This window comes from Vibrio echinoideorum (assembly GCF_024347455.1).
Lineage (GTDB): Bacteria > Pseudomonadota > Gammaproteobacteria > Enterobacterales > Vibrionaceae > Vibrio > Vibrio echinoideorum.
The window spans coordinates 1,511,551-1,532,652 of record NZ_AP025484.1 but is presented as its reverse complement, the minus strand read 5'-3'; the positions used below and the strand labels follow the sequence as shown (position 1 = coordinate 1,532,652).

Below are 21,102 nucleotides of genomic sequence, written 5' to 3'. Positions count from 1 at the left end.
TTTATTAGCTGAATGTATCGCGCATTATTCATTTCGAAACTTACTTAACGATATGAAAGGTAGCGAACGATGAACACTGACATAACCCGTACTAATCAACCTTCTCCGCAGTCTAAAGCTTTACTACTACTTCTTTCTTTAACTGCGTCACCGGTTATGGCTGATGATACTCGAACCGACTCTGAACAAACGTTTGATAATTGTGTATTACGTCAAATCCATATGGATGTTGAGCAAGACAGCTTAGAACAAATTAAAGCTCAGTGTGAGCAAGAAAAAACAGTTGGACGAGCTGAAGACACAACACGACATGAATTAGAAAAAGAAACGGCAGATAACCCTTTTGTTATTACGCCTTATCGTCAGAACTACTTACTCCCGATCACTCATATGAAAGCGGTGAATAAAAACCCATACAATTCTGAGGTGTTCGGTGATGCAGCCGATGGTTTGAGCGATGAAGAAATCAAATTCCAGATAAGCTTTAAAGTGCCTTTGATTACGGACGATATCTTCAATGAAAATGATGAGCTGTATTTTGGTTTTACACTGAAATCATTTTGGCAGGCGTACTCGTCTGACATTTCAGCACCGTTTCGTGATACGAATTATCGCCCAGAAGTGTTTTACGAAACAAAATTGCCTATCGAAGCTGGGGAGGGCTTGTGGTTCTCTCGAGTTGGTTATGAACACGAATCAAACGGTCGTACTGATGAGCTAAGCCGAAGCTGGAACCGTATTTATGCGGGTGTGGGTTACGAGGAAGATAACTTTATGATGTACGTTGAACCTTGGTACAACCTGGGCGGCATGGACAGTGATAACACCGATATTGAGGACTACCTTGGTCACTATGAAGTGACAGCAGCGTACAATATGACGTACTAGAATTCACTGGCGTGGGTCACTACAACTTCAAAACAGGCTACGGTGGTATTGAAGCGGGTGTTAGCTTCCCGTTATTGAACCATGTACGCTGTTACGTACAATATTTCCAAGGCTATGGTGAAAGCTTGATTGATTATGACTACAACAACCAACGTATCGGTGTTGGCATCTTACTAACTGACATTATTTAATCTACTAAACATTAAAGAGAAGCATTCGATGACAAATATTATCTCAATTCAATCACATGTTGTATTCGGTCATGCTGGTAATAGCTCTGCCGTTTTTCCAATGCAAAGAATGGGCGTTGAGGTGTGGCCAATTCATACTGTTCAATATTCTAACCATACACAATATCAACAAGGTTGGACGGGACGAGCGTTTGACGCCTCGGACATTGACCATTTGATTTCAGGCTTGGATAATATCGAACAGCTTGATCAATGTTTTGCCTTAGTCTCCGGCTATCAAGGAAATGCGGCTCAATGTGATTCCGTTTTGACGGCGGTGAATACCCTTAAAGCGCGTAACTCACAGGCATTGTATGTGTGCGACCCTGTGATGGGGGACCCTAAAAAAGGATGTATTGTACCTGACGAAGTGACCGATAAATTGGTCAACAGCTTGATGCCAATCGCCGATGTGATCGTTCCGAATCAATTTGAACTGACTCAATTTACAGAGATGAAGATTGAATCACTTGATGATGCGGTGAAGGCGTGTGCATTGGCATTGAGTAAAGGTCCGAAAGTGGTGTTAGTGAAACACTTACATAGCCTATCGGATGAAAATTTCTTGATGATGTTAGCGACAGCGGAAGGCACTTACTTAGCTCAGCGCCCTAAATTGGAGTTTGCCAAACAGCCGGTGGGCGTTGGTGATTTGATCACGGGCTTGTTTTCAGCGGGTCTATCAAAAGGTTTATCGGCAGTCGATGCTTTTGGGCATGCGCACAATGCAGCGTTTGGTGTATTAAAAGTGACTCAAGACTGCGGAGAGTGGGAGTTGCAAACCATTAAAGCGCAGAATGAATTTATTCAACCTTCTTACGATTACCCTGTACAAAAAGTAATTTAATACTCTAAAAATCCAATGGCGGTGAGTGCGTAAATCAATTGCGTTTCTTGCCGCTAGAGGGGTATGATCTGCTCCAGTAAGACTGGACACCGCATTAAGCGACATATTGTTTTTCAAAGTTAACTGGGCTTAGATACCCAAGAGCACTGTGCCTTCTTGTTCGATTATAATCAACTTCGATGTATTCAAAGAGTGCTTGACGCATCTCTTCTCGGGTCATTATCGACTCGTATTGGACGGCTTCTACTTTCATTGAGTGGAAAAAGCTTTCAACACAAGCGTTGTCCCAGCAATTTCCCTTCCTACTCATACTTTGCTTTAGATTATGAGCTGCGATTAAGTCGCGGTAGTCTTTTGAACAATATTGGCTACCTCTATCACTATGGATAATCACTTCTTCTGGCATGCCTCTGCGGAACAATGCCATTGATAGCGCATCACAGACCAGAGTTGCGGTCATTCTGGTACTCATTGACCAACCAACTACTTGCCGTGAGTACAAGTCGATAACAACGGCTAAATACATCCAGCCTTCGCTTGTCGCTAGATAAGTGATATCTCCAGCCCATTTTTGGTTTGGTGCTGTCGCATTAAAGTCTTGCTCAAGCAAATTCGGGGCTACAGGAAGTCTATGCTTACTGTCTGTCGTACATTTGAATTTACGGGCGGCCTTCGCAACTAACCCCTGACGCCTCATGCTCGCGGCGATGGTTTTTACATCGTGTTTATTACCATTTTCTTCAAGTTCTTTTTGAATGCGCCTTGCACCATCACGCTCCTTTTTATCATCAAAGACTTCACGAACTTTGCTATCAAGCTGCTTTCGGTGTTCGTTGCGTTGGGTGACTTTATGCCGATTATCAATCCAATAATAAAACCCACTTCGAGAAACCCCAAACACCTTAGCCATACGGACAACCTTATACTGCATCAGGTGTTCGAGCATAAACTCATAGCAATCTACTTTAGATTTTTCGCGAAGTAGGTGGCGGCCTTTTTTACGATATCTAGCTCTTCAGCTTGCTCTGCCAATAATCGTTTGAGTTTGGCATTTTCAGTGGCTAGTTCCTTTTCTCTATCGCTGATTTTCGCATCTTTTTTGACGGCTTTACGCCACCCATAAATTTGAGATTCATATAGCGAAAGCTGTCGTGCGGCGGCAGCGACACCGACTTTCTCTGCTAACTTAAGCGCTTCGGCTTTAAATTCAGGAGCATGTTTAATTCGTGTTTTCTTAGTTGTCATTGTTCACCTCGTTAGTGATTGTACTCACTTAACTCAGTGTCCAAAACTTCTGGTGCGGATCAACTTTAGGTGAAGCGTGTTCATAAACAATCTTGGATCGGTAATCTTGTTCAACATTGATGGAGTTGGTAAGCAATCGTCATCGACGTAGTCGACATAATCGGCCGCAGAATCAAAGATCAAAATATCTAAGGCCAAACGATCCAATCCGTATCGACCTCGATGGATCATATCTGCTGAAAATACCAATAAGTCGCCTGCCGCTAACGGTATCTGCTTACCGCCAGAGATGTCATCACTGCTCTCTTTGCCATTGACCTCTTGGCGAACATTGTACTCTTCTTCGTTATCCCAGCGTTTGTGCGTTCCGGGTATGAGTTCCATTCCGGGTTCATCAAATAAGGGCACGCGCAAGTGTAATACTTGCGTTTCTAGTATCACTCTCATCTGGTCATCAATGTCATAGTCGTATTGACAGTCACGATGCCAAAAGTCTTTCTGTTGAGGATTTACCGGGTTGAAGAACAGTTGCGTGTTCATGAATGCCGGGTTGTTTGGTATTACCGCGTCAACTACGTCCATGACTTTTTTTGAGCTAATGAAATCAAAGAGTGCGGTTCTATCATCTGCGGGTAAGTATTCGCTTCCCGTAATTAGAGACGAGTTAAACGCTTCTTCTTGATAGAACTCTTCATTGTCGGCCTTCCATGATTCATGGAATTTCAACACGACTTTTCTAAGCGATGCAATCTGAGCTTCATCGAAATAATTTCTAATAACAAAGTAACCATCTTCGTCGTATTGGTTACTTAATTGTTGGCTGTTTTCTACCACTGACTACCTTCGTTCATTCTATACCGCTTAATAACCACGGATTTCTTGGGCGCATAATGCCAGACAGGCGTCATTCAACCAAGTAACTTAACTATTACTACGTTCCCTAAATTCAATGTTTATCTCGTCAGAGTATCAAACGTCGTTGAATTATAATCATACTGGCATAACCAATATGATTATTTTCAACGTATTGCTTTAAAACGACTGCTTTTAAGTTGATGACTAACCTTCAAAAACCCAGTTTTGCCAGCTTTGCATACGTAGAATCACTTTACGCACGATAGAGAACATTTCCCATTTCGGTGAATACACGGCGACATGCGCGTCGGTACCTGCTGGGATAGGTTGACCATCCAATAACTCAGGTTGAACAAGCTCAACTTTCACTAATACGCGACCACCGACTCTCTGAAGAGGATCATTTAGATTACCTGAAGGTGTGACGGCACCTTGTTTGAAGATGTCCAATACATCCACGACTTTTGCTCGGTAAGCGTGGCCGGGAATGGTTTTGAAGGTCACTTCTGCTTCGTAGCCGGGTTTGATATAGCGCGCTGGGTTTTGTTTGAATGCCGCGACTATGGTTTTAGATTCGTCATGCACAAACGTTAGGTTTCCTTGGAAAGGAACGACACGGCTTTTCATACCTGGGCGTAACGCTACCTGTGTGACATACCCATCTGTCGGAGCGACCACTAATGTTTTATTCAGATCGAACTGAGCTTTATCGAGCTCGGCAAGGTGAACCTTTTTCTCGGCCAGTTGCTGTGCAATTTTTGAGTCAGCGACATTCAGTTGAATGTGGTTTTGTGCCTGAACCGCTTTGAGCTCCGCTATGGAGTCAGTAAATTTGTCTACTTTTGTTTGAGAGGCAAAATCGCTCTTTGCCAACGCATTGAAACGGCTCAATTCCTTTTCATTGAAAACAAGTTGAGCTTGTGTTTTCTTGATAGATTCGCGGATGTTTTGCTTTGATAGAAGTAGCTCACTAATGGCAGCTTTAGTCGCGGTTACTTCCGCTTTGGCTCTTTCTACATTTGCTTGAAATGGGGTCGGATCGATTTGGTACAAAGGGGTGCCTTTCTTCAAAGCAACATTGCCTTGTACGAAAACGTCAGTGACTTCACCTGAAACTTCTGAGGTGATTGGGGTGGTCACACTATACACACCGGCCACTCTTGCTACTGGCTGGTACATCGCCATGTATAAGAATATCCAACCGACTAGGAAGGCTCCAATCACAGTTGCGGTTGTAATCGTCCATTTGTTTTTAGGCAGCTTTAATACACGAAATACAATCACACACAGTGCAACGTAGCTTAGAATTATTAACGTTTCCATTACTGTTTATCCTCGCTTTGTGCTTGCAGAGCATCGATACGTTTTTCTAACTCATCGAGCTTTGATTGTTCTGTATTCGTCGTTCTCAATGGCTCACTCAACATGGCCCAAACCCAGAGTAGTGGCCACATGATGTGTAAGAAAAATAGGCTGATCCAACCCGCTACGTGGATGGCATCTTGATGGGGGTGATTGCGTTTTACAGCAATTTCATAAGGAATATCGTGAATAATAATGAGGCCGTACACTAGGATCAGTAGTACGAGGATCAGAATACCCAAAGATAAGTAATCTAAAGTAAGGTTCATAATGTTCTCTCTATTACGGATGAAATTGACCATTAATTTCAGCAGTATGAGAAAGCATAAAAGTTAACCCTTACCCAATCGATAGGGTAAAGGTTAAATGACATTTAAGTATTACTTAATTGAGAAGGCAGTTTTGCTTAATTAAATAAGAAGGTATCGTTTAGTTTAAAGATGGAGTCGCAGTAATTAGGACATCGCGAAACCATTTATGGCCGTTGTCGTTACGTTGAGAGTGATGCCAGGTTATATACATGGACACCGGCTCAGTCGAAAATGGCAATTCAACAATTCAACAATTCAACAATTCAATATCTATCGTTTTTTGACACTTTTTCGGCAATGGAACTCGCTGTTACACACCGCCAGTTTGTCTGGCTAGCTAATACCACTTCAGTGCGTACGGAACTTGTTTTGTAGACCCCTTCGTACCAGCTTCGGCACGTTACTGACTAACTTCAGATTGATGCTTTTCAGTGTCAAAGATAGTAGTACGCCTGTTTGATCGCTGCTGTTCACACCTAAGTCGATGTAAACGTTCTAGATGGTTATACATTAGTGCCGAGTGTTGCTTGTTATGATGTTGCCACTATATCGCAGGTTGTGGCGCTGAGTTTGTTTTGTGATTTTGCGTGAGCTTTTGAGGGGTAGTGTTTTCAACTTTGTCTGGAGACGTAAAATGCTTATCTGTTAGCGTCACCGTCATTGCTTCATGTTTCACGGTTATGGTTGCCACTTCTGATTGGGCTTCATTTGTCGTCGTGGGTTCAGCGAATGCCATTAGTGAGGTTGTAAATACGATTGTTGCTAGTGCGATTTGAGCGAGTGTTTTCATTTGACTGTATCCTATTGGGTAAGCGGAGATTACGAATAGCTGATACGTGCACTATAGAAATTATGTGAAAATGGTTCTTATCATTTTACGCCACCGTAAAACTTATACGGCGGCACAACAATATTACTGAGGTTATGGCTTTAGCTATATGGCTTTGAACATATAGCTTTGGGTATGTGGGCAAGATGACTTGCTAATTCCCGCTCGCTCTACACTCATAGCCGGTAGTGTGGGCCAACTTACTGCCACATCACCAAGACCGATGCGATAGAAAGCAAGATGAGCGCAAGAATGTCTTTGCGAGCAATACTTTGCCCCAGCCAGAAGTAGGATATTAAGACCATGAAGATCACTTCGACTTGCCCGAGTGTTTTTACATAAGGCACGGCTTGAAGTGACATCGCGCTAAACCAGCCAAGGGAACCAATCACACTTGCTAGGCTTGTCATCACCACCAGTTTCGACTTGGTAAATATTTGGCGTAATGTGTCGCGTTCTCTGAAAAAGAGATACGTACAGATAATCACGGTCTGAAGGGAAATGACTAGGAAGAGTACCCATGCGGCGCTATGAGGGAAGGGGAGGCCGATGCTCAAGCTGGCCTCACGTACCCAAAGAGACGTTAAAGCAAAGGCGGTGCTGCAAGCCATGCCTAAAAGAAAAACCTTGGGAGAGAGGCTTCGCCAGCCAGAAGAGCTACTCATGATTAGCACGCCTAACGTACCAATAAGAACCCCTATCCAGCCGGTCATCGTTAAAGCGGTGCCAAAGAACAATACAGAAAGAACCGCCGAAACGGGGGCTTCACACTTAGCAAGTCCGGCTCCAATCGCATAGTTTTCGAGTTTAAATAGCATCACCATTAACCCTGTCGCAAGGATCTGCATGATCGCTGCTGCAACGATGTAAAAACCAAACTCGCCGGAAAAGTTAGGAATAGCAACTGGCTGCCATTGATAGAGTGCACTGAGATAAATAAGTGCGATTGGGCCAGCCCAAATAAAGCGAGCCAGCGTCACACCTGCCACACTCATGGTGCCAGCTAGTTTACTTTGAAATGCATTGCGCCAAGATTGGCTGAAGGCTGCGAGAAGAGTAAAGGCTATCCAACTAAAAGACATGACGCTTCCATGTGTTATGTAAATTAATGATTATCTTAACAAAAAATATCATGATAAGAAGCGACATGGTCTATTTATAACCAGAGGCTCACCTTTCCTTTCTATTCGGTATCATAGCGTTCTTGAAAAGGTCTACGTTTTCTTCAAAGACCGATGTTTTCTTCAAAAGATAGGCTCTTTCTTGTTTTTGAAATAGAACAACGCGCTGATCGAAACGAACAACAACGTGAAGTAATAGAAGAACGAAGACAATGAAGCCAAGAAAGCGAGGTTCTGCTCTATCTCTTGTTCGGTGTAGCCCTGAGATACCAACTTGTAGTAGTAAGCGTACAAAATACCGATCAAACCGTATCCGAGATTAAACATCAGGCCTTTAAAGCTAAGAACAGTGGCTCGGTTGTGCGATTCGGTCTTTTTGTTTAGGTGGTAACTAATGAAAATGTTCATCGTCATGATAATAAATATTAACACCAGTGCAGGAATTACCCCGTAGATTGACCACCCCAAACTGATCCAATAATAAGTCGCCATGGTGGCTAAACCCATGACTGCGATAAACGTTTTGGGCGCCATACTTTCCGCTAATCGGCGGCTTTGTCCTGCCAGTATGATTTTGAGTAAACTGATCCCCGCGCCAATAAAACCAAAATAAATGATGGGGATATCAATGGCCAGATAGTATTGGCTGTTCATGGTTAAGAACATTCGCGATGTGTGTTCGAAGAGGCTGTAGTAGAGCAATATGAAAAACACATAAGGCGTAGCGAGTACCCACTTACCGGTGTCGGCAGTTAGTTTAAGGCTAGCTATAGATGTAGCTAACTTGGTTTGACCGCTTGGTAGGACCTTTTTCTCTTCTTGCATGTTTATAGCCGCATAAATGGCGAGCATCGCGACAAATAGGGTGGCGAACACGGGAATACGCATCAGGTCTTTGGTGCTTTCTGGCTCGGCTAATCCGATGAAATGAAAGATGTTCGTCATAAAGTTCACGTCGTACATCGCTGCACCAATCAATGTGACAAAGATGCCGACGGTTGAGGCGACACGAAGTTGGATTTGTAACACTCGCGGCCATAACTCTTCATTGCCTTGTTCTTTTAAGGTGTCGTAAGCCAATGCCTCGTCGGCGCCGCTAGCCAGTGCCATTGCTAAGCCACTTAATATTCGGTTAATCAAGAAAACGATGAAGACCAGATTAGGATCTCCTGTCGGCACAACGGCGATCATGGCGATTTCAACAAACATCACAATCGAAGATAGCACCACAAGTTTCTTACGCCCTAAGGTATCGGCGAATGCGCCCGATGGCACCTCAGCAAGCACAATGGTGGCAGCCCAAACCACGTTAAGCATCGCGAATTGAGAAAGGGTTAAGCCGTAATCTAAATAGAGTAGGGTGAATACAGGGTAATAAAAACGCGCAAAGTAACTGCTTCTAAACATTAAGAAGTAGCGGACGTTGGGGATTTTCAGGATTTCTTTGAGCGTCATGATAATTCAGTACTTTTAATAACACATTATTATGTATATACCGTTTAGCCTTTTAAATCATGGGATTGTTGCCAAATAGCTGAAATATCTGTTTTAGCGAAGCGGCGTGCTGCGCTTTTACTGCGGGCAATCGGCTTGTTTGTTGTCACTCCCTTTGACTCAGTGAATAGCTACACTTTTCTCTTCTAAAATCACACACCTATTTTGTATCGCTATTTTCCTACTTAACTACTTAACTACTTAACTACTTAACTACTTATTGACCTACTTGTATGATTTTGACCTAAGTTTGGACTTCTTTAACGTTAGTCCCATCTTTATGTTTTATTGTATGATTAAATGGCTGGGAGATATAAGCAGTGACGCCACAACACCAAACATAACTGAGGAAAAGAATACGATGCTAGAGTCATTCAATCTGGAAGGAAAAGTAGCGATAGTGACTGGTTGTAATACTGGCCTTGGACAAGGTATTGCAATGGGTTTAGCTGAAGCTGGTTGTAAGGTTGTTGGTGTTAATCGTACTGAGCCTAAAGAGACGATTGAGGTAATGAATGCCGCAGGTCACACGTTTTTAGATGTACGTGCCGACCTTCTAAAGCAAGAGTGCATTCCAGGCATTATAGAGAAAGCTTTGACTGAGTTTGGTCAGATCGACATCCTTGTGAACAATGCTGGCATCATCCGCCGTGAAGACGCCATTGAGTTCTCAGAGCGAAACTGGGATGACGTAATGAACATCAATACCAAGACTGTTTTCTTTATGTCTCAGTCTGTTGCGAAGCAGTTTAAGGCGCAAGGTACTGGCGGTAAAATCATTAATATTGCATCGATGCTCTCGTTCCAAGGTGGTATTCGTGTGCCTTCTTACACTGCATCTAAGAGTGCAGTGATGGGTATTACCCGAGCGATGGCGAACGAATGGGCTCGCGACAATATCAATGTAAATGCGATTGCCCCTGGTTATATGGAAACGAACAATACTCAAGCATTGCGCGAAGATGCAGACCGCAATCAAGCGATTCTTGAACGTATTCCTGCCGAACGCTGGGGTACACCGAAAGATGTGGCTGGCCCATGTGTGTTCTTAGCATCGTCAGCATCGGATTACATCAACGGCTACACTATTGCTGTCGATGGTGGTTGGTTAGCACGCTAACTATTCTTGTATTATTAGATGGTTAGAAATTATTGAATTTGCAGCAATATAGTAGGAGAACGTAAATGAAAATCGCACTAATGATGGAAAACAGCCAAGCAGGTAAGAATGCAATGGTTTCTGCTGAACTAGAGTCAGTAGCTGGTGGCCTTGGCCATGATGTGTTCAATTTAGGTATGACAGACGAGAACGATCATCATTTAACGTATATCCACTTAGGCATCATGGCGAGTATTCTTATCAACTCAAAAGCTGTTGATTTCATTGTGACTGGGTGTGGAACTGGTCAAGGTGCTTTAATGTCACTGAACCTACATCCGGGTGTGGTTTGTGGCTACTGTTTAGAGCCATCAGATGCGTTCTTGTTTAATCAAATCAATAACGGCAATGCTATCGCGCTTGCGTTTGCAAAAGGCTTTGGTTGGGCAGGTGAACTCAACGTTCGTTACATTTTTGAAAAAGCTTTCACTGGCGAGCGTGGTCAAGGTTACCCACTAGAGCGAGCAGAGCCGCAACAGCGTAATGCTGTGCTTTTAAATGAGGTGAAAGCGGCGGTAGTGAAAGATAACTTTATTGACTCGCTAAGAGCGATCGATCAAGAGTTAGTGAAGACAGCGGTTGGCAGCGAGCGTTTCCAGCAATGTTTCTTTGATAATTGCCAAAACCAAGACATTGCTGATTATGTTCGTTCGGTTTTAGATTAAATCTATCAAGGTCTTACCTAGTTATTAGATGAAGATAGAAAAGAAAAAGAGGAGCACTGAGGCTCCTCTTTTCTTTTGCTCTATGAACCTGTTAGTTTTTAGACGCATAGATAGATGATCTGTGATTCGTTCTAGATGATCAGTCCACACGCTTAAAGTTAGGCAGTAAGGTTTCAGACTGCTGCTCTACAAACGCTTTGCTTGGTGAATAAGCGCGGAAGTAAACAAACCAGTTTTCATCTTCTCGAGTTTGAACCCAGTTCGCTTCATTTACACCATTTGGCTTTGTTGGTGAGAAGTGGAACGTGTAGTTACCTTGAGTATCTTTAACCGTTCCTTCTATGTTTGAACCGACATCGGCACGCTCAATCTGATTGTCGATGATGGCACGGTTTTCGACGTTGTAGACGGTAATTGTCCAGAACAAATCGGCAAAATTTACATCCCCAGCCAGTGTCAAAGTGTAGTGATTGCTGCCATTAAGTCCGTTGCCATTATCGTCACGGTAATTGTCTAGATAGATCTGACCCCAACCGCCGTTTTCAAAACCGTGCATCGCAATATCGTTGGTCACCGCTTCATAAAACCAAGCCGCACGTCCATCGAGATCCATACCGTAGTCACGATCTTGGTTCGGAGTCGAAGCGGTTGCTATTTCCCACGAGTTTCCTTCATTACCGTAAGCTGCGTGTGGCAAGCGTTCCGTTTTGTTGAAGTCGATGTTCTTAACCATAGCTTCACCCATGACGACAGCTTGCTCTAAAATCTCACGTTGTTGAGCTGATGGCGTAAACGCTTTACCTTTCTCAATGCCTAATGGGCGCAGCATGTCGTGCATCATACGATCGCGCTCTGCTACTGGCTCAGATTGGATTGCTTTATTTAGCGTTTCCCAAAATGCCATACCACGCGGGTGTTTGGCATCTTCGCCACGTTCAGGGAAGTTCACACCTTTATTGCTAAGTAGTTTGCCACTGAGGTCTGTGATTTTTAGCGCTTCTAAATCTTTCATACGTTGTTGTTCTGACTTAGCCATTAAGCGAACACCGAAGAAAACATTGTTTGTGTCAGACTCAAATACCTTCGCACCCTTTGGAAGGTTGCTCGGCGTTTCAGAACCTTTCGCTTTTACAACATAGACACCCGGTTCTGTCATCTGAGAAATGCCAATTTGCCACATGGTGTGTACTGCGCCACGCAACTCATCCGTCGGGATCTCAATCACTACTGGTTCTTTCTCTACGTTAAACCAGGTAATCGCATAAGGCGTAGAGGTATTGTAAGTTAAGCCGCCCAGCTTGGATTCATGAGACTCAACGTAGGTGATTTGGCCATCTTCTGCACCCATATCTGCATACGCTTTTTTCCACGCGTAGTTCGAGACTAAAGGTACCGACCAAATGTACGCTTGTGACGCGCGTTGATAATCCATTAATTCAAATAGCTTCTCTGAGCTTGCTTGTGTTGGAATGCCGTGAAGAAAATCGGTTTCGAAAGTAAAGTCACCTGCACGCGTCTGGATCGTTTCTGTTGCATCATCGTTTCCGGCTATCGCCGCTGCTGAAAATAAAGCCGTTACAGAAACGAGCATGGCAGCAGATCGTAATGGGCAAGTGAAACTTCCGACAAAGGCTTTAGATATCATATTCATAATGTGTCCTCAAAAACTCAAAATTGTTCGTTAAAACTGGAATTGCTCGTTAAAGCTGAAATTGTTCGTTAAAACTGAAATAGCTCGTCAAACAGAAATCATGGGTTAAGACTGCAAGAGCTTATCCGCACAGAAAATTACTGCTTAAAACTGATAGTTAAATTCGATACGGTGATCACCGTCTTCGATACTGGTGTTTTCTGTCCAGTTTGCGAAATAACGAACGTTGGCTCTTGGGTTAATTTGGTAACTTGCTGCAAACTCATGCGCGAGTACAGAATCACTGCCTTCAAAGCCATGATCTTTGAACGTTGAAGAACCAGACATTGTGCCTAAATACATAGGGTTATAGTTCAGCCAAATTTTGTCGGTAAGTTGCATCTTGGCGTACATACCCGCTACGTAGAAAGTACCGTGCATGTTGTAGCGATCGCTGAGCTGCGCGGCATCGAGGTCGCCTCCAGTCCCTTCAACTAACTCTTCACCTGCAGCGATACCGAGACCAGCAAGCGGATAGAAGTTAAACATGCCCATCTGTGGTAGCGCCTGAATAAAGCTGTAAGATGCACTACCTTGATTACTATCGAAATCCCAAGACATATCGACTTGTGTACCTCGGCCATTGGTTAAATCCACACCGAAATTTCTAAAACGAATCGAATCAATACTGTCGTCTGCGCCTCGGTTGTTCCAACCAACGGCTTCACCGGCGATGCCTTTTATTTCGAACACATTCATGCCCATGGTTGTGTCGCTACCAGTATCGTAGGTTTGGCCTATTTTTAGGTTTAGGCCTTTATCTGTGTAACCAAAGCCACCTTGTGTATACACCGCCAGAGGGTCGGACATATCTTGAATTTCGGTTTCTTCCGCGATAGCTAAACCAGCGAAAAGGAAAGAAGTAAGAGAAAGGATTGAACGGTGTAATAACATAGTTGCCTCATAAATTTATCTCACTACGTCCGTGTAATTCGTGAATGTGGGATAACTATACAAAGTGGACATTGTTAAGTTAATTCATATAAACTTAACCACTCGTTAATCTGTGCTGTATGGTTGTGTTATGAAACTGAACAATGTCGATTTGAACTTACTGAAAGTTTTTGTGGTGGTGTATCAGGAAAAGAGCTTGCGCAAAGCCGGCGAAAAACTGTTTGTTTCGACACCCGCGGTAAGCCAAAGCATAAAAAAGCTCAAGGAGTCGTTAGGTGAAGAGCTGTTTGTTTTGTCTTATAAGCAGTTTCTACCGACGCCTTATTCCGATGATTTGTATCGACGTGTTTTTCCACTACTGGACGGATTAGTCACGGCGATAGAGGAGGGCAAACAGTTTGCTCCTGCCGATCTAAACGAAGATTTTAAGATAGAGGCGAACCCTCATATTTTGCCTTGGTTAACACCAGCCCTCTTCCATCAACTCTCAATGGAAAGTCCGCTTTCTAGGCTGATAAGCCATACTAGTTCCCAAAACTCGTTAGAAAGACTTCGAAGTGACGAAGTTGATTTTGTTATTCATTTTGAAGCGGAGAGTTTGCCTGCCGAGATCATTGCCGTGCCTCTCGTGACCTTAAAGTTTGTATTGGCGGTAAGGGCTGATCACCCTTTCAAGGCATCTATCGCTACAATTGATGATTTGTTGTCCTTTCCATTCGCTCATGTTGACCTCGCTTACTTCGACCAAAACAAGCACTCGCGATTGGAAGAAGAAGTTTTAAGCCAAGGCAAGTCGATCAATATGGCGCTTCGAACCACGTCAATTGTTGGACTCATCGAAACGATCAAGCACTCCAACATTATTGCCCCTTGTATGCCTCCAGTGATTGAACAACATAAGGGAGTATTACGCTCAATCGTGATTGAAGGATTAGAGGAGGGGGCTGAGGAAATGGAGGTATTCGCCTATCTTCACAAGAAAAACCAACATTCCTCAAAATACAAATGGCTACTGGATTTGCTCGAAACTGCGATGGTGGATGCTAATCACTCGTAATAGCTAGTCTGGTTTGTCTTTATTGGTGATAACAAGCACACCGTTATCTTGTGAACACTTCTTCAATACACGATTCAAGCCAGCGTATTTTGGATTGGTTACGGTGCTTACGTCCAATGGTCATGCCAATATCACTGTTCGGCATATTGGGTATGTGAGGGAATTTCACAAATGAAAACTCATCAGATAGTGAGTTCGCTAGTAATTTAGAGCAAGGGAACAACACATCACTCTGTTTTACGATTGACAATAAACTGTGTAGATAGGTCGATCGTATTTTCACTTCAGTATTGATTCCAACGTCCGCTAGCACGTTAGGGGCAAGTGCAATATTCTCGTTCCAATCACTCACGACTAAGCTTGCTAATTGAAGCGGCTCTTCCTGATCTTGTGGTAATAATGAGTCAGCAAGCGGATGCCCAGATCGGCAGATCAAGACAAAGTCATCACTCGCTATTCGTTTTTGGTATACCTGCTTAGATAATTCTAATGGGTAGTAATTGATTCCTAAGTCGATTTCACCAGAGGTCATCAAGTCCGATGTATTTACTCCCCAATCGACGATGTTCACTTTCACCTTCGGGGCTTGTGCTAACAGAATATTAATCAGCTTCGCCGAGATGCTATTGGCAATGAATCCATTGATAGCAATGTTCACGGTGCCATCAAATTGAGCGACATTAAACTCAGATTCTGGTTCAAGCACTTGTTCTAATTGTAGTAACACTGGCATCAAGGTTTGTTTAATTTCACTTAATTTAGCGGTCGGCTCTAAACCATGTTGTGAGCGAATAAATAACTCATCGTCAAAGTAGTCGCGTAGCTTTTGTAATGAACGACTGATTGAGGGTTGGCTCGTGAACAGGAGTTCTGACGCCTTTCGAGTGTTTTTCACCTCGATCAACACCTTCAATACTTTAAGTAAGTTGAGGTCTAAGCGCTTAAAGCGGTTACTTATTATCATTGTGGGATCCAGAACAAAGATGATTAGATATACCCAAAGTGTATATCTTATTTTCATATAATCAATTGGAGTATATCACGGCGTGTGTAAATACTGAGTCCATCGAAACAAACACGAGAAACCATCATGAATAAAACGACGTTAGCGACGCTACTAGCATTAACCGCATTTGGTGTCACGGCAGAGGACAACAACCGTTCATCTATCTATGACCATGCTGCCGTTGGTGGTGTTAACTGGGATAACTACCCTGAAGCCGAGTCTGATTGGAACTTCCTTGGATTACAAAACAAAGTGGGCGTAAACCATTGGCTGCACGCAGACCCAGTATCCAAAGACGCACAAACGGTGATTCGCTCAAATCGTGATGTCGTTTACTCGACGATGGTGGTTGACGTATCAGAAGGTGCAACGTTCCATGTACCAAAAGAAGAAAACGATTATTTCCAGATCATTCATATCATGGACGAAAATCATCTTCTGCATAAAGTGGTTCGCCGTGGCGAAACGCTAACTCTAACCGCTGATGATCTGACGAACGGTACTCATGTCCATGTATTAGCGAGAACACGCATTGCAGAATCCATTGAAGATACTAAGCGTCGCCAGAGTCTACTCTCTATAAAAGCGAACTCAGCCACGCCTTATCAAGGCAAAGGTTACAACCCAAGCGACGTTGAAGATTATCGTTTAAAACTGATCAACAACGTGATGAAACATGGCGCACCGATTGAGGGCTTGAAAGGGTTTGGCGCCACGTTAGATGACGTGGAAGATCACCATTTTAAATATGTGACGGCGTTTGGCTATGCAGGGCTACCGGCAGATACAGCGCAATATTTGGAGCGTGTTCCCGGCCAAGGTAAAACTACCTGCCAAGAGTGGACGATTCCAAAACCGAACCTAGACTTTGAAGGTCGTGGCGGTTATTACTCTTTGACCACTTATGGCGCAAACGGTTGGATTGATTCTGAGCAATTCTATGCGTCTGGCGAGTCCATGCGTGACAACGGTGATGGTACCGTTTCGGTCACGTTCAATTGTGATACTGGTGCTGAATATGACTTTGAAGTTTCTGAAGGTTGGGCGGGAGTACTGCGCTTATACGAACCCATCGATGTAAACGAGACTCTAGAGTACATGGAAGCATTGCGCCAAATCGAGATTAAAGAGCTTTAGTCAATTATTGATACTGAGCCCTTTGAATTTTAAAATCCCCTCAAGAAAGGCTCTTGCGGGGATTTTTGATTAATCACTGGGTTGTCCAATTGCTGGTTTACTTATCGAGTCGTTGTTCTCATAGGATCAGCGGCTTTATTGCATCTAGTCTTCACTTTGTGTTTCTTTAGAAACGTTCGATCTCATGTCTTTCTTCAACCAGTTATCGAGTACATGTTGCAGTGCATTCAAAGAGGTTGGCTTCTCTAGGCGACCATCCATTAACCTGCTGATCATGTCCAGTTCGTGTTGCCCGGATTCCCCAGACAGTGCAATGATTGGCGTTTGAGGTGAGCGCGCTTTGATGATCTGGCTTGCATCAAAGCCATTCATTACAGGCATTTGCACGTCCATTAAGATCAAATCGACTTGATTGCTTCTAAAAAGCTCAACGGCATTTTCACCATTTTTTGCTTGTAAACTATTTACGCCAAGTCGGCTCAGGTACATCTGAACAAGCGTGCGCTGTACCTCTTTGTCATCGACGATAAGCACGGTCGGTGCGAGATGGTCTAATTGTTCTTGAACGCTACTTGGAGCATGTTGATTCGTTTGTAAACCTGCCTGTATATCCGCTTTGGTTTTATCTTCAGTCGTTGATTGGCTTTGTTTCCAATCATTGAAATCAGGCGTACGAAGCGCGTCTGCTTTGGGTGCATTAGGTACCACTGGGAAATACAGGTGGAATTCAGTAAATTCATCCAGTTTAGAGTGGCACTCAACTCGACCGCCAAATGAGCGCATTACGCGTTGGCAATAACCTAATCCTAAGCCGCTACCACCACTTTTTTGATACGAGAAAAAGTCATCGAAAATCTTATGAGCAATGGTTTCGTCAATGCCCGGACCTGTGTCTCGGAAGATGAGAATGTTCTCGTAAGAGCCGGTTTTAGTGCTGATCTCAATTTGGCTCTCTGGATAAGAATCAAAGTAATAGATCGCATTACGTATCAGGTTGAAAATGACAAAATTGAATAAGGTCTCATTGAGTTTTGCGACAAAATCAGCATGTTGTGGTAAACGAATTCGTTCAATAATCTTCTCGTTTTCAAAACCGTATTGGCTTACTGCTTGATCCACAGCTTTGTGAATGGAGGTCATCGCAACCGGCCCATGCTCCGGTGAGCTGTCACTGACCTCACGCAAGATGATGTCAATCAATTGTCGCCCACGTTGAATGGCAGCTTGGCCGTTCTCAATATCAAGCAGTATCTGTTTTGCTGGTGCTTGGTTATCAATGTGCTGCTTTAGTACTTCAAAATGCAATTGTACTTGAGCGAGCGGGTTACGCATCTCATGAGCAATTGAGTTCGCTAGTGCACGGCTTTGACGAATGCGTCGATCAGCTTCGATGGTACTTTGCACACGAGTTAACAGGGTTTGCAGTGCCAAGATCTCTTCATTAGAAAACATCTGGTCGTTGCTCTTGTGTGATGATATCAATAAGTGCGAGACAGACTGCCCTTGACCAAACAAAGGCATAACTAAGGCAGTGTTATTCGAGCTCATCTTGTCATAAAGCGCCCTGATCGAGCTTTTCGTGGGCTCTGCGTAATCTAACTCTTCAGAAAGTTCATCGAATAACAAAACGGACTTATTTGTTGAAAGGTAGTCTTCGTAGAAGGTCTCGTTGTAGTTGCTGTTAACGAGGCGCAATTTGTCCTCTGGAATTTGCAGTAGGTTGCCCAAGCGACGCATCGCGTCATCAATCGATAGTTTGAAGTCTTCTTCTAAAGCAAGGATTTGCTGTACAGGCGTTTTCTTGTTTCTGTAAACCAATAAAGAGGCGTAATGGCTCACGCGTTTGTAGAGTACATGCCAAGTGATGCCGATAAGCGCACAGATAGGTATTGCGATTAGCCATTGGTTGTTGTCGGTCAATGGGATGAATATTGCGCCGAAAGGTATCACTAAAATTGCACACACCAATAGCGCGTTAAGGCTCATATAAGCTAGGTATTTAACACTGTAGAAGCGAGAGGTCAGCAGAGCATAACCAACGAACAGCATCTCACTAATAGACAACGCTGGTGGTAACCAGGTTAGTGAGAAATCATGCATGAAGTATGTCATGCCAAGGTGAATGGTTGCGGTAGAAAGCATGAAAACTAAGATGCCCGCAATCATGTAACTGGTTTTGGCGAGTATTAATTTGCTGCTATTAGCTCGCATGGCCACAAGGTTGGTTAAGGTCAGGACAACAAAGCTCACCAGCCCGATAAAGAAATATGGCGTATGAGGACCAAACTCAATAACGAATTGGCTTGGGCCGACAATGTCGACGTGTTCAACGGTTAACCCCGGACTTAAATTAATAAAGAGGGCATAGACTGATGATCCGACAAAAATAGCCTGTTGCCATATGTGTACTTTACCATTGCGTTGCTCGGCTGCGAGCTGACACGAGAAGTAGTAGGCAAATGCAAACGCAAAGAAAGAGGCGAGATTGGCAAATTTTGCCGCCAACACCGCGGCCGAAGCGCCAAGCTCAGGTAATAAGTCGGTATGGAAATACGCGTTGCTGCTGATCCACGCAACAATGCAAACCGAGTAAGCAATGTAAGGCACATGGTGCGTGCCCGCGATGGCTTCATTTTTTTGCTTCAGACGATAGCAATAGTAGAGTAACCACATCACTACGATTGCTGCCGTCATAAGAAGCGTTATCGCTTTGGCATAGATGATCGCCTCTAGGCCGAAATCAAACATGTTCATCTCTTTTTACCGAACTTAGTTTTTCTATCGAGCTTACTTTTTTTACTGAGCCTAGCTTTCTACTCTCACGCACTGCGCGTTTGTAGCGACGAAAATCGGTGTTATTAAATACTTTGACCATCACTTCGAAATTCCACAATCCACGATAAATGGTTGTACCGTCATCATTCAACTCGCAATATCCGGAATGGAAATACGCTTTGGGATCGATAGCTTGATAAAACTGGAGCATGAAAGGCTGCTCGATAATGGTGAAGCCGATTTTGTACCCTACTTGGTGCAATACACTCATTAGTTCTTTTTGGGCGAGATAGAGGAAATAGAGTCTTTGTTGAGTATTACCGCTTACTGTCAGGCGGAGCACTTCACATATGGCACTTTTGTCAGACAATTGTAACTGAAACTTATTATCAAATTCTAGGAGAGAATGACATTTTGACAGTGTAGACGGTGTGAATATCTGTAACCCAGCCAAATCATCGTAACCATGATCGGGTAAACAGTATTGCCACTGTTCATTGCTGAACGGTGGCGCGTAACTTAACCAAGTTTCATTCTTAGACCAATCTTGAATCAACGCAGAAGAAACTAGGGTTGGGAAAGCTTCATCGGTCGGGTGTTTGAGTAAAATAAAGTGCTTACCCGTTTGTGAAAGGTGGAGTAAAGGTAGCATCTCAAACCATTTCTCTCCCTTGATAAAAACCTCAAGATTACTTAACGCGATGGCATCACTGATTGGCATAGCTTGAGGGTGACAGGGTGTTTGCACCATAAGCTGATCATTCTCTATCTGTTCAATGATGGCACCGTAGTAAGCGCTGTCTTTGATAGGGAGTTCTATATGAGAGGATACACTCGCATCGAATGGTGATTTCGCTTTTATTGCGGCAATTTCACATTCACACCAAAAGTCTAACCAATGTGTGTAACAATCGCCGGCTGCCATTTCCAGCAACGTCATCTCTGTCGATAAAGTGTTTGGATAGCGTTGGATGAGATCGCGATAGTCCATCAATTCAAATAGCACTGAGAAGCTGTTATTTTGATGCTCAGGGAAAAGCAATTCCAACTGGCTTGTGCGATATTTTGTAATGGTTTGGAAAAGAGCAGTGCGTTCTTGTGGCTGATAAGTACTGATAACGAGCTCTATCAGCGCTCGCTGTTTTTTTTCGATAGACAGACTGCTAGCCAACAGTGAGCCTAAAGACGACGTTATTTTCATTTGATTAACCGAACCTAGCCTAGGTTTATATAATTATTTTTATTCGATTTGCACTGTCTACAGGACACAAATTTTTTAGTATTTTTTTGAGTCATGTTACTTGGAGCGAGTCTGCCGTAACGTTACTTGAGTCTATGACTTGAGAGATAAGTTGCATAATCGGTCGCAAGTTTACTACTTGCGGTCATCCTTAACAACATAGCCTTGCCATATCTAAATCAATTAATGATTAAATAAACTACCTTATTATCAGTAGTTTGTATTATTCGATAGTGTTTTGAGCTTATGAGTTCTTGTCGAGCATAAACCTTTGAATTTATAAAATAACGCAAAATG

Annotated in this window: 19 protein-coding genes; 7 read left to right on the top strand and 12 right to left on the bottom strand. The window is 43.4% G+C overall.

The genetic code is table 11. The annotated features are described in order from the left end of the window. Positions 1-69: 69 nt before the first annotated feature. From OCV36_RS22900 to pdxY, 3 genes are read left to right on the top strand one after another with little or no spacing between them, the layout of a single operon-like run. Entirely contained in the window at positions 70-888 is an 819-nt protein-coding gene (locus OCV36_RS22900; protein WP_390903445.1) for a phospholipase A, read from the top strand. A gap of 11 nt (positions 889-899) precedes the next feature. After that, the gene (locus OCV36_RS25570) at positions 900-1,079 is read left to right on the top strand and encodes a phospholipase A (protein ID WP_390903444.1); all 180 of its coding nucleotides are present in this window, start codon (positions 900-902) and stop codon (positions 1,077-1,079) included. Positions 1,080-1,107: 28 nt separating this feature from the next. Further along, positions 1,108-1,965 (top strand): pyridoxal kinase PdxY, encoded by an 858-nt coding sequence (gene pdxY, locus OCV36_RS22895; protein WP_135454448.1) that lies wholly within the window; start codon positions 1,108-1,110, stop codon positions 1,963-1,965. Positions 1,966-2,059: 94 nt separating this feature from the next. Here pdxY and OCV36_RS22890 read toward each other — a convergent pair. The 7 genes from OCV36_RS22890 to OCV36_RS22860 form a co-directional block, all read right to left on the bottom strand. Continuing rightward, a protein-coding gene (locus OCV36_RS22890; RefSeq protein ID WP_226980827.1) for an IS3 family transposase occupies positions 2,060-3,210 on the bottom strand; the annotation gives its coding sequence in 2 pieces (ribosomal slippage) (positions 2,060-2,967 and positions 2,967-3,210; 1,152 coding nt in all). Between the two features lie 33 nt (positions 3,211-3,243). After that, complete coding sequence (locus OCV36_RS22885; RefSeq protein ID WP_135457461.1) at positions 3,244-4,044, bottom strand: phytanoyl-CoA dioxygenase family protein; 801 nt, start codon at positions 4,042-4,044, stop codon at positions 3,244-3,246. A 225-nt stretch (positions 4,045-4,269) separates the two neighbouring features. Beyond that, positions 4,270-5,388: an HlyD family secretion protein gene (locus OCV36_RS22880; protein WP_135457459.1), complete on the bottom strand. Its 1,119-nt coding sequence runs from the start codon at positions 5,386-5,388 to the stop codon at positions 4,270-4,272. Continuing rightward, positions 5,388-5,696 carry a DUF3302 domain-containing protein gene (locus tag OCV36_RS22875; protein WP_135457457.1) on the bottom strand — a complete coding sequence of 103 codons (309 nt, stop codon included), beginning with the start codon at positions 5,694-5,696 and terminating at the stop codon, positions 5,388-5,390. The genes OCV36_RS22880 and OCV36_RS22875 overlap by 1 nt, the downstream gene beginning before the upstream one ends. A 586-nt stretch (positions 5,697-6,282) precedes the next feature. After that, positions 6,283-6,528, bottom strand: a complete 246-nt coding sequence (locus OCV36_RS22870; RefSeq protein ID WP_017074714.1) for a hypothetical protein — start codon at positions 6,526-6,528, stop codon at positions 6,283-6,285. Between the two features lie 239 nt (positions 6,529-6,767). Beyond that, positions 6,768-7,649 (bottom strand): DMT family transporter, encoded by an 882-nt coding sequence (locus tag OCV36_RS22865; RefSeq protein WP_135457455.1) that lies wholly within the window; start codon positions 7,647-7,649, stop codon positions 6,768-6,770. Between the two features lie 162 nt (positions 7,650-7,811). Next, the gene (locus tag OCV36_RS22860) at positions 7,812-9,143 is read right to left on the bottom strand and encodes an MFS transporter (protein ID WP_135457453.1); all 1,332 of its coding nucleotides are present in this window, start codon (positions 9,141-9,143) and stop codon (positions 7,812-7,814) included. Between the two features lie 400 nt (positions 9,144-9,543). On the opposite strand from OCV36_RS22860, the gene kduD reads away from it, so the two are divergent. Together kduD and OCV36_RS22850 are read left to right on the top strand one after the other, a co-directional pair. After that, the gene (gene kduD / locus OCV36_RS22855; RefSeq protein WP_114634776.1) at positions 9,544-10,302 is read left to right on the top strand and encodes a 2-dehydro-3-deoxy-D-gluconate 5-dehydrogenase KduD; all 759 of its coding nucleotides are present in this window, start codon (positions 9,544-9,546) and stop codon (positions 10,300-10,302) included. 65 nt (positions 10,303-10,367) lie between these two features. Next, positions 10,368-11,006, top strand: a complete 639-nt coding sequence (locus OCV36_RS22850; RefSeq protein WP_017074718.1) for an RpiB/LacA/LacB family sugar-phosphate isomerase — start codon at positions 10,368-10,370, stop codon at positions 11,004-11,006. A 139-nt stretch (positions 11,007-11,145) separates the two neighbouring features. Here OCV36_RS22850 and OCV36_RS22845 read toward each other — a convergent pair whose 3' ends face one another. Both OCV36_RS22845 and OCV36_RS22840 read right to left on the bottom strand, forming a co-directional pair. Next, positions 11,146-12,657 (bottom strand): DUF1214 domain-containing protein, encoded by a 1,512-nt coding sequence (locus OCV36_RS22845; RefSeq protein ID WP_135457451.1) that lies wholly within the window; start codon positions 12,655-12,657, stop codon positions 11,146-11,148. A 144-nt stretch (positions 12,658-12,801) separates the two neighbouring features. Next, positions 12,802-13,590, bottom strand: coding sequence for a hypothetical protein (locus tag OCV36_RS22840; protein WP_054545795.1), 789 nt, complete (start codon positions 13,588-13,590; stop codon positions 12,802-12,804). A 130-nt stretch (positions 13,591-13,720) separates the two neighbouring features. Here OCV36_RS22840 and OCV36_RS22835 point away from each other — a divergent pair, with 130 nt between their 5' ends. Next, the gene (locus OCV36_RS22835) at positions 13,721-14,647 is read left to right on the top strand and encodes a LysR family transcriptional regulator (protein ID WP_135457450.1); all 927 of its coding nucleotides are present in this window, start codon (positions 13,721-13,723) and stop codon (positions 14,645-14,647) included. 43 nt (positions 14,648-14,690) lie between these two features. Here the strand turns inward: OCV36_RS22835 and OCV36_RS22830 are convergent, their stop codons facing one another. Further along, positions 14,691-15,611, bottom strand: coding sequence for a LysR family transcriptional regulator (locus OCV36_RS22830; RefSeq protein ID WP_135457448.1), 921 nt, complete (start codon positions 15,609-15,611; stop codon positions 14,691-14,693). Between the two features lie 888 nt (positions 15,612-16,499). On the opposite strand from OCV36_RS22830, the gene OCV36_RS25495 reads away from it, so the two are divergent. Further along, complete coding sequence (locus tag OCV36_RS25495) at positions 16,500-16,790, top strand: hypothetical protein (RefSeq protein WP_315972785.1); 291 nt, start codon at positions 16,500-16,502, stop codon at positions 16,788-16,790. 144 nt (positions 16,791-16,934) lie between these two features. Here OCV36_RS25495 and luxN read toward each other — a convergent pair whose 3' ends face one another. Both luxN and OCV36_RS22815 read right to left on the bottom strand, forming a co-directional pair. After that, complete coding sequence (gene luxN, locus OCV36_RS22820; protein ID WP_135457444.1) at positions 16,935-19,538, bottom strand: quorum-sensing autoinducer 1 sensor kinase/phosphatase LuxN; 2,604 nt, start codon at positions 19,536-19,538, stop codon at positions 16,935-16,937. Continuing rightward, on the bottom strand, positions 19,531-20,766 hold the full coding sequence (locus OCV36_RS22815; protein WP_135457442.1) for an acyl-homoserine-lactone synthase: 1,236 nt from the start codon (positions 20,764-20,766) through the stop codon (positions 19,531-19,533). Before OCV36_RS22815 ends, luxN begins: the two co-directional genes overlap by 8 nt. Between the last annotated feature and the right edge of the window lie 336 nt (positions 20,767-21,102).